This is a genomic window from Nocardioides sp. P4_G4, assembly GCF_056401085.1.
Genome location: NZ_JBFUKA010000122.1, coordinates 1 through 9628, shown reverse-complemented (window position 1 = coordinate 9628; position 9628 = coordinate 1). Strand labels below are relative to the sequence as shown.

Sequence of the window (9628 nt, the reverse complement as noted above, 5' to 3'; positions counted from 1 at the left end):
ACCTCGTCCACCGAGCCCACGCGGACGGCGCGGTGGATGTCGTGCACGCCGTCGAACTCGGCGGCCACCTCGCCGATCTTCTCCGGCCGCACGGCTGCCCTCAGGTCGGCGAGCTCGACGACGAGGCGGCTCCGGTCCGGTCCCGTGGCGTCGGCGACACGTTCCTGGACGTCTCGGACGCGAGGGTCGGCCGACGTACGCTTCTCGACCTCGCCGGCGAACACGACCGCCGCCGCGGGGGCACCACCGATGACCGACGCGTAGGAGCCCTCCAGGGCGAGCACGGTCATGTTCGGGTTCAACGCCTTGGAGAAGACCACGAACGCGCCGCCGTGGTAGCGCGAGATGACGCAGAAGACGATCGGGCCCTCGAAGTTGACGATCGCACGGCCGATCTCCGCGCCGTACTCCAGCTGGAGGTTGCGCATCGAGTCCGGCGAGCCGTCGAAGCCGGAGAGGTTCGCCAGGACCACGAGCGGACGGTTCCCACTCGCCGCGTTGATCGCCCGGGCCGCCTTCTTCGAGGAACGCGGGAACAGGGTGCCGGCGGTGTAGATGTCCGGACCGTCGGTGGGCGGGAAGCCACGTCGCGGGACCGGTCGCGACTCGATCCCGAGCAGGCACACGGGATGACCGCCGAGGTGCGCGTCCTGGACCACCGCGGTGTCCGCGTCGGCCATCCCGGCCCAGCGTTCCAGCGTCGGGTGGTCCTGGTCGGCGAGCGCCCGCATCACGGTGCGGATGTCGAAGGCCTTCTTGCGATCCGGGTTGGAGGCCGCGGAGAAGATCTCGCCGACCGTCGTGAAGTCGCTGTCGGCGGACGAGTGCGGGTACGACGACACGTCGCGGTCCGTCGGGTCCGCGGTGGGGGCCCGCCGCGGCCGGGACTCACCGGGCACGACGTAGGTGTGGTCGTAGTGCGCCAGCAGGACCGCGAAGGCACCGGCCAGGTCGGGAGCCCAGTACTGCGCCTGCCCGTTCGGCCCCATCACCCGGTCGTAGCCACCGATGCCGAAGTTGTCCTCCGCGGACACCCCGCCCGAGAAGTCGAGCGACTGCTTGCCGGTCAGCACCATCGCACTGTCCGGGGTCATCACCAGGATGCCCTTGGTGTGCATCAGCATCGTCGCCTCTGCGTTCCAGTACGGCTGCGCCCCCACGTTGATGCCCGCGACGACGACGTTGATCTCGCCGCCCGCCTGGGTGAACTCGATGATCCGCTTCAGCCCGGCCGCCACCCAGTCCATGTTCTCCGTGCCGGAGTCCATCGAGATCCGGGCACCCGCCGAGAGCGCGTACCACTCCACCGGCACCTGCATCCGCTCGGCCAGGTCGATCGCGGCGATGATGCGGGAGCACTCGGGCTCGGACACCGCGCCGAGCGCCTTCGTCGGATCGCCGCAGAGCACGACGCGGGTGACCCCCTCCGGGTGCAGCTCGGTGGGCGTGGTCACGACGGCGACGAGGATCCCGGCCTTGTTCAGGCCGCGCGGCCGGTCGACGGGCACCAGGGTGCCGGTGTCGTCGAGGTCGTGCTCGACGAGGCTCCCGTCCGGACCGGCGAGCACTCCCTCGAGCTCGTAGGGATAGACCAGGCCACGGCGCCGGGCCCGGGCGACGTTGGCGGCGTACTCGTCGAGCGGCTTGAGCCGCTCGGTCGGCGGGCCCTCGATGGACGCCGTGACGCCGGCGCCCGGGCGAGCGTGGAAGCGGATGGCGATCGGGGTGGGGCTCCCGTCGGCGCCGATCACCCGGCCCTGCGCGAGCACCTCCTCGATGCCGGCACCGTCGGTGAGCGGGGTGATCTTGTCCTGCAGCGTGGTGAGCTGGTCCACGTCGGCCTCGACCACCGGCCACACCTGCACCCACACGTGGTTGGTGTCGAGCTTGTTCCCGGCCGCGCCGCGCGAGGCACGGACACGGCGGATGGCCTCGAGACAGTTCTCCACCGCCCGCTCCGCGTGGGGCAGGCCGGTGACCCGGCCGTCCTCGTCACGTACGACGGCGAGCTGACGGACCTGGGCAAGGGCGACGAGCCGCCGGTCGGCCGGGTTCTCGCGCGCGACGCACTCGTAGAGGAGCACGTCCTCGGGTGCCTCGATGCGGGTGACGTGGAAGTCGCGGAGCCGCCAGAGGTCCAGGCGACGACCGACCATCGGGTGCACGCCGCGGACGAGGTCGTCCTCGACGACGCCATCGTCGACGACGGGACGGTAGGTGAAGTACGTGACCGCCTTGCCCCCGCCAGGACAGACCGCCACTGCGATCCGGCGTACGTCGTGGGTGAGGGGCAGCGCTCCGACGATCTGGGCGAGCTCCTCGCTGGCCTGCTCCGGTGCGTCCGGGGCGTCCGGCCAGTGCACATAGAGGTCGAGCACCACCTCTTGATCGGCGGCACGGGCGGCGACCTCGTCACGGACGGCCGTGACCAGCGAGCTGTCCGGATCGCCGAGCTCGGTGAGGGTGCCGACCGTGGAGACCACCCGGGTGGGGCGGTCGTCGAGGACGTAGTCGGCCACCGCGAACGTGCGACCGTCGCGCACGAAGGACCGCAGGCCGTGCAGGTCGTGCTCGCGGTAGTGCCGGCGCACCAGCACCTCGAGCATCGGCTCGTGCTCCGGAACGCCGCCCTCGAGCCGCTCCGCGAGGAACCGCACGATCTGCTCCGGGATCGCGGCCAGGGCCTCCAGCCGCGAGGCCCGGTCCGCAGCGTCGGGGTCCGCCGCGAGGGCCTCCACCTCGTCCCGGACCCCCGCCAGCACGCTGGAGCGCTCCTCGTCGACCAGGGGCTGGTCGAACCAGCGGAAGCGGGTGCTGCGGGCCAGGTCGCCGACAGCCGGGAAACGGAGCTGGGTGGACCGGACGAGTCGCTCGAGGAGGTCCCGCGCCGGCCCGGCCAGCTCCTCGGCCGGGGGCGGCTCGACGATCCAGCGCTGGAGCAGCTCGGTCGCCAGCCGAACCTCGGGGTCGGGGCGCTGCTGTGCCAGGAAGATGCGGAACACCGCCTCCTCCAGCTGCGGAGTCCGGTCGAGATCGGTCACGCCGTAGTGGGCGAGAACCCTGACCAGGCGATCGCGGAACTGCTCGGGGAGTCCACCCCGGTCCACGTCGAGGCTCTGCAGGAAGGCGTGGAAGTGCTCCTTGGGGCTGTGCACGCGCAGCTCGGTGTGCAGGTCCTCCCCGACCGGACGGTTCCGGCTGAGCTCGGCGAGGTCGGCGAACAGGCGGAGGAGCTCCATCTCCTCGGCCATCACGTCCACGCCCGCCGCCCTCAGCTCGTCGCGGGCCGCGAGGTACTCCGCGACCACGTCGCCGTCCTCGCTGGCGTCCACGTCGTACCCCATGACCATCGCCGCGACGTCGTCCCGGCTCCGCGCGGCACGCTCCCGCGCGGAGGCGGGCGGCACCGAGGGCGGCAGGTCGAGGACCGGTCCGACCTCGTCGGGCGGCGCGGCCTCCTCGGCGGCGTCCTCCTCGACAGGCTCGAGGCGCACCAACGGGGCCCCGGTCTCGACCTGGCTCCCGGTCAGGACCAGGAGCTCGCGGACCCGGGCCGCGAACGGCGCACGCAGCACCGTCTCCATCTTCATGCTCTCCAGGACCAGGACCGGAGCCGCGGCCGCGACCAGGTCGCCGACCGCGACGGGAGAGGCGACGACCAGCGCGGGCGCCGGTGAACGGAGCACCCCGCCCTCGTCACGGCTGACTCGGTGGGCCACGCCGTCGACCTCCACCGTGTGGACGGGGCCGTGGGTGGCCGTGACCAGGTGGTGGCGCCGGTCGCCGACCGTCATCCGGGTGTGGAACTCGTCGAGCCGCTCGACATCGGCAACGACGACGTTCTCGACGCCGGCGGTCGCGACGCCGACCCGGAACCGGTGCGGACCGATCTGGATGACGGTGACCTTGTGCACGGTGCCGCGCAGCTTGAAGTCGACCGCGCGGCCGACCTTGTGCTGCACCTGGGGACGGCCCCCGTGGGCGCTCTCCAGCAGCCGGGTGATCTCGACGTGCGCCTCGTCCTCGTAGGCCTCGATGCCGGCCGCGACCACGGCGATGCCGGAGTGCTCGTGCACGACGAGTCGTCCCTCGGCACGGACCCGGTCGATCCAGCTGGTGTCGGCCCAGCCCGCCTCGCCGTCGACGACCTCGGACTGCTGCAGGAGGTCGAGGATGAAGCTCTTGTTCGTGGCGCCCCCCTCGATCACGACGGTCGTCTCCCGCATCGCCCGACGCAACCGGGCCAGCGCCTCGTCGCGGGTGCTGCCGTAGGCGATGATCTTGGCGATCATGGAGTCGAAGTCGGCGGGGATGGTGTCGCCCTCGCCCACGCCGGTGTCGACGCGGATGCCGGGGCCCGAGGGCAGGTCGAGCAGCGCGATCCGTCCGGGCGACGGGGCGAAGTCGCGGTCCGGATCCTCGGCGTTCAGTCGGGCCTCGACGGCGTGCCCACGCTCGAGCGGCTTCGGTCCCTCGAGCCGGCCACCGGCCGCCACGTGCAGCTGCGCCTTGACCAGGTCGAGGTCCGTCGTCGCCTCGGTGATCGGGTGCTCGACCTGCAGGCGGGTGTTGACCTCGAGGAAGGCGAACGTCCGCTCCCCCGGGTGGTAGAGGAACTCGACCGTTCCCGCGCCGACGTACCCCACCGCGACGGCCAGCCGCTCGGCGGACACCTTGAGCTCATCGGTCTGGCTCGGGTCGAGCAGCGGCGACGCCGACTCCTCGATCACCTTCTGGTTGCGCCGCTGCACGGTGCAGTCGCGGACACCGACCGCCCACGCGGTGCCGTGCCCGTCGGCGATCAGCTGGACCTCGACGTGCCGCGCCCCGGTGACGAGGCGCTCGAGGAAGACCACACCGCTGCCGAAGGCGCGCTCGGCCTCGTCGCGGGTGCGCTGGTAGGCGTCCTCCAGCTCGGCGGCCGAGTCGACCCTGCGGATGCCCCTGCCGCCCCCGCCGGCGGTGGCCTTGAGCATGAGCGGGTAACCGATGCGCTCGGCGGCGACCAGCGCATCGTCCAACGTGTCGACGCCGCCCCCGCTCCACGGCGCTACCGGCACACCGACCTCCTGCGCGAGGAGCTTGGACCCGATCTTGTCGCCCAGCCGGCGCATCGCGTCGGCGCTCGGACCGATGAACGTCACGCCGATGCGCTCGCACAGCTCGGCGAAGGCGGGGTCCTCGGCGACGAAGCCCCATCCCACCCAGACCGCGTCGGCCGCGCACTCGACGAGCACCCGCTCGAGGACGGCCAGGTCGATGTAGGGGCGTGCCGAGGCAGGACCCAGCGCGAAGGCCTCGTCGGCCTCCCGCGCGAACATCGCCGTACGTTCCTCGTCGGTGAAGAGCGCGATGGTGCGGATCGGCGCCCCACCGCCCTGCGCGTTCACGTCGCGTACGGCGTGGATCAGCCGCATCGCGGCCTCGCCACGATTCACGATGGCAACTCGAGTGAACATCCTGGGGCCTCCCGACTCGACGACCAGCTCCCGAAATCCTCGTCGCGAGACTGTCACGTCTGTGAGGCTACTGCGGCACGGGCTCGGGTGGTGCCGCGAAACATCGTGGGCAGTATTCTCGCGCCGTGACGAGCGAGCCGTCCGGCATGTTCGAGGCGATGTACGCGGGCGCGGAGGCCGGTGGGGCCAAGCCGCCCTGGGACTACGGCGCCCCTCGTCCACAGCTCGCGGAGTGGGCGAACGAGCGACACCTTGCGGGACGTGGGTTGCCGACGTTCTGGATCCTCCCCTCGAGTGGAAGGGGATGTTCGACCTGGTCGTGGAGAGCCTGACCGTGCAGTCGATGCCGCCTGAGCAGCACGTCGACGCGGCGCGCCACATCGCCGCACTCGTGGCACGAGAAGGCACTCTGCTGGTCCTGGCGACCGCCCGGGAGGAGCACTCGGAGGTGACGGGGCCGCCATGGCCGCTGACCGGCGCTGAGGTCGAGCTGTTCGCGCACGGAGACCTCGTGATGCGCCGGCTCGAGCGGATCGAGAGCGGCGCATGGTGGCGAGCCGAATTTTCGCGAGGACCACGGAGTCACTCCTGACGCGGTCCAGCACGACGGATGCGGGCACGACGGTCGCGACCGGACACTCGTCAGGTCTCGCCTCCGATGTCGAATTCGTATGCCTCGAAGACGACGTCGGAGCCTCGCTGGCGGTGTCGGACGAGTCGTCCGAGCAGCACCGTGCCCGAGTCGCGGATCGGGTCCACGCCGGCGATGGCGTCGGGCGACGCCAACCTGGTGAGCAGCTCATCGACCCGACGGCAGATCAGCGCGTGCTCCTGGGTCAGGCTGGCGACGGCGCCGGAGAGCCGCGGCGAGGTCTCGAGGAGGTCGCCATAGAGCCCGTCGCGACCTTCGGTGATGTCGATGTGTCCACGGAAGTCGCCGGAGAGCTCCACCAGGGCGACATGGACACGTTCGGCCCATCGCGCTCGATCGGCAGTGGCTGGCGCGGCCAGCGCATCCTCGAGTGCGCTCATCGACTCGCGCAGCTCCGCGCGGTGTCGCCTGAGCTCCTCCAGGAAGGCCCGCTCGGGTGTGGACGAGTTCGGTCCCATCGCCCCTCCGTCCGCCGTATCTCCCACTGTCACCAGTGTCGCGCGTTCGGCCATTCCTGGCCATCGACGGATGCGTTGGACTCGCGGTATCGCAGCATGCTGGTGCTGCCGGTGCCCCCTCCCTCGGTCGAGCCCGGGTCAGGCGCCTTCCTCGGTCAGAGTGGCGGAGGGCAGCCAGTCGGCGCCGAGGAGCTGAGCGAGGTCGGCCAGGCCGGCGGTGTCGCTTCCCACCGTGTCGGACGCCGCGGCGATCCGCTCGACCATCACCTTGCCGACCTGTTCCTCGACGGTGCCCTCGGCGTACGCGATGTGCCACGGCGAGACCTGGTGGTCGCGGTGGGTGCGGCCTGTCACCTGCCGTCCGGCGATGCCCGAGAAGCGGGCCTGGTGGAAGACGCCGACCCGCGGCTCGCTGCTCGCCGGGCGGCCGTCGGCGAGGGTCTCGCCGGCGTGCAGGCTGATCGAGGCGACCGTGGTGAAGACGCAGACCTTCGCCTGCCCGGTCTGGAATCGGAGCCGCTCGGCCTCCGGGTCGAAGCGGTCGCGGCCGTAGATCGTGGCGACGTCGATGCCGGCGTCGCGCAGCCGGTCGGCGATCGGGTCGGCGGCGGTCCCGACGAACTCGACCGAGCACGCCACCTGTCGCTCGGCCCGGACCTGCTGGGCGATCCAGTCGACCGTGGAGTCGACACGAATGAGCCCGGCCTTCTGCCGGAACCGCAGCAGCGCGGCCCGACCCTTCGCGACATTGCGGCCGCGCCGGGCGATGTCCATCTCACGACAGAACTCTCCCCACTCGGCCTCGTACGCCGTCCGCTCCGCCGGCGTGAGCGCCACCGGCATGCCGGAGATCGGCACTGGCCCCCACGGCGCGGCCCGGTGCAGCATCGCCGGTGGCCGCTCCTCGTCGAGCCAGCCGCGCACGAGCTTGAGGTCCGCGGCACGCCGCGCCGGGTCGGTGGTCCACGTCGCGCCGTAACGACCCCGCTCCACCCCGATGCCGTGACGCTCGAGCGCGGTGGCGAACGCGTCCCCCGGTTGCGTCGCCGAGGTCCACTCCCGCATCGACTCGCCGAGCACCTGCGCATAGGCCGGAGCCAGGTACGGCAGCTCGAGCGGCGTGTGTCCGGGCGTCGCGGTGGTCGCGATGACGAAGGGTGCCTTGTCGTGCGGCTGCCCGTGTCGCGAGATCCGCGCCCAGAGCTTCCACCGCTTCGTCGTCGTACGTCGCAGGGCGTGGGCCTCGTCCGCGATGATCACGTCCCAGCTGTGGTCCTTGACCTTCTCCAGGCGGTCCCACGTGATCACGACCCATTCGAGACCGCCGTCGCCCAGAGCCGTGATCGTGCGGCACCAGTGGCCGATCGTGATCGCGGCGGGCCGGTCGGCGACGACCAGCACCCGTCGCGCACCGCGGAGGTCGCCCACCGCCGTCGCCCCGAGGACGGCGGAGATCGTCTTGCCCACCCCGGGCTCGTCGGCCAGCAGGAACTGCCGTCCGCCCGCCGCGGCGCGCGCCGCGATCGCGTCGGCCGCCTCGAACTGGATCCTCCGGGGCTCGAGCGCGTCGGTCGCCTCGGGGCTGGGTGTCGGGTGGTCGGGATTGAGGGTGTTCTCGATGAAGCGACCGAGCGTGTAGGGACCCGGCGCGTAGGGCGCAAGGTGCGCGGGCAGGGCGCGCCCGACGTACAGGTGGGTCTTGACCCCCGGGTGCCACATGGCGCCGTCGACCTGTGTGCCGTAGGGGACGTCGAGCACCCACAGCCGCTCGCCGGGCCCGGCGGCCGGCAACGGCCGCTGCTGTCGCGTGCTGCTCCGGCGCGGGGGCCCGTTGCGTCGACGAGCACTGGATCGTCGGGAACTGGCCACCCCCGGACGCTATCGGGGTCTCCTCCACGAACAGGATCGGCTCGCCCATGCCCACGCCCTCACCGCGGTCGAGGCGCACGTGCAGCTGCTCCATCGGCGGCGAACCGCCGTCCGACGTGTCGTTCACGCCCCCGTGCTCAGTGCACAAGGACCGTAGGGCGCAACGTTGTCGTCCCTCCTTCGTCGAGAAACGTGGCACGCTGAAGTCATGAGCCGTGAGGTACCTCGTCCCGTACGGGTCTTTACGCCAGCCGACCTGGTTTCGGCCGACCCGACACCCGGCATGGATCGCGCCCTCGCCTTCGAGATGCCGCTGCTCTGGGCGGGACAGGTCGTGACTGAGCCCGGAGCGGTATCGGGATGGCACCACCACGAGCGCAACGAGTCGAGCCTGTACATCGTCCGCGGCGTGCTGCGCCTCGAGTTCGAGGGGCATGACGGTTACATCGATGCCGGCCCCGGCGACTTCGTGCATGTTCCGGCGTGGACCGTTCACCGGGAGTCGAACCCCGCCCGTGAACCATCCCTGGCCGTGATCGCTCGGGTTGGTGGGGGTATCCCGACCGTCAACGTCGACGGTCTCGCGGGGCACTGACGCCGACCAGTGGCGGAACGGGGCGGCTCAGAGTGTCACCCCATCCCCACGTGGCGCTGCATCAGCCGTGCTGCCTCCCGCCCGGAAACCCGTCAGCGAAGGCGGGGTTGTCCGGGCAAAGCACGCTCACGGCGCTCCGGAGAGGTCAACAGGATCGCGGCGCTGACCAACAACACCCACGCGGGGAACAACAGCTGCAGCCATCTCTGGCTGGCTGAGCCCAGCAGTAGTGCCAGCGCTACCAGGTAGCCGACGTAGCAGACCCAACGAGGCAGGGCCGAAGCTCGGAGGCCCGCCGTGCTGACCGAGATGGTGAAGACTGCGGCCATCCGCATGGCGTACACCGTGATGAGTGCTTGTGAGGTGTCGCGGCCGTACGTCCAGACCTCCGGGCTGGCGTTCGGACTGTCGAGCATGTTCATGATGGTCAGTGAGGTGACAGCCGCAACGAACATCAGGGCCAGGAAGAGCAGACCGCTTCCCAGGAACACGGTGGCGAAGAGTCGATCCTCCACGGCGCCGAGCTGCTCCCTGATGACACCGATGAACCAGAGGAATGCGATACCGGCGAAAGGGATCAGCTGAAGGCTGACCC

6 protein-coding genes are annotated in these 9628 nt (G+C 71.2%); 2 read left to right on the top strand and 4 right to left on the bottom strand.

All coding sequences use genetic code 11. The annotated features are described in order from the left end of the window. Positions 1–5438, bottom strand: a 5438-nt coding sequence (locus tag AC1DQF_RS20015) for an ATP-binding protein (RefSeq protein ID WP_477526984.1), incomplete at its 3' end; no start/stop codon positions are given. Positions 5439–5763: 325 nt separating this feature from the next. Here AC1DQF_RS20015 and AC1DQF_RS20010 point away from each other — a divergent pair. Beyond that, entirely contained in the window at positions 5764–6051 is a 288-nt protein-coding gene (locus tag AC1DQF_RS20010) for a hypothetical protein (protein ID WP_477526983.1), read from the top strand. A gap of 50 nt (positions 6052–6101) precedes the next feature. Here the strand turns inward: AC1DQF_RS20010 and AC1DQF_RS20005 are convergent, their stop codons facing one another. Together AC1DQF_RS20005 and AC1DQF_RS20000 are read right to left on the bottom strand one after the other, a co-directional pair. Further along, positions 6102–6569, bottom strand: coding sequence for a hemerythrin domain-containing protein (locus AC1DQF_RS20005; protein WP_477526982.1), 468 nt, complete (start codon positions 6567–6569; stop codon positions 6102–6104). A 138-nt stretch (positions 6570–6707) separates the two neighbouring features. After that, positions 6708–8438 carry a DEAD/DEAH box helicase gene (locus AC1DQF_RS20000; RefSeq protein WP_477526981.1) on the bottom strand — a complete coding sequence of 577 codons (1731 nt, stop codon included), beginning with the start codon at positions 8436–8438 and terminating at the stop codon, positions 6708–6710. A gap of 208 nt (positions 8439–8646) precedes the next feature. On the opposite strand from AC1DQF_RS20000, the gene AC1DQF_RS19995 reads away from it, so the two are divergent. Then, entirely contained in the window at positions 8647–9033 is a 387-nt protein-coding gene (locus tag AC1DQF_RS19995; RefSeq protein WP_477526980.1) for a cupin domain-containing protein, read from the top strand. Positions 9034–9125: 92 nt separating this feature from the next. Here the strand turns inward: AC1DQF_RS19995 and AC1DQF_RS19990 are convergent. Further along, positions 9126–9628, bottom strand: a 503-nt coding sequence (locus AC1DQF_RS19990) for a hypothetical protein (protein ID WP_477526979.1), incomplete at its 5' end; no start/stop codon positions are given.

What these genes read in the sequence shown, in the direction of transcription:
- AC1DQF_RS20010 (WP_477526983.1), top strand. Translation starts at nt 5,764, where the DNA reads ATGTTCGACCTGGTCGTGGAGAGCCTGACCGTGCAGTCGATGCCGCCT.
- AC1DQF_RS19995 (WP_477526980.1), top strand. Translation starts at nt 8,647, where the DNA reads ATGAGCCGTGAGGTACCTCGTCCCGTACGGGTCTTTACGCCAGCCGAC.
- AC1DQF_RS20005 (WP_477526982.1), bottom strand. Translation starts at nt 6,569, where the DNA reads ATGGGACCGAACTCGTCCACACCCGAGCGGGCCTTCCTGGAGGAGCTC.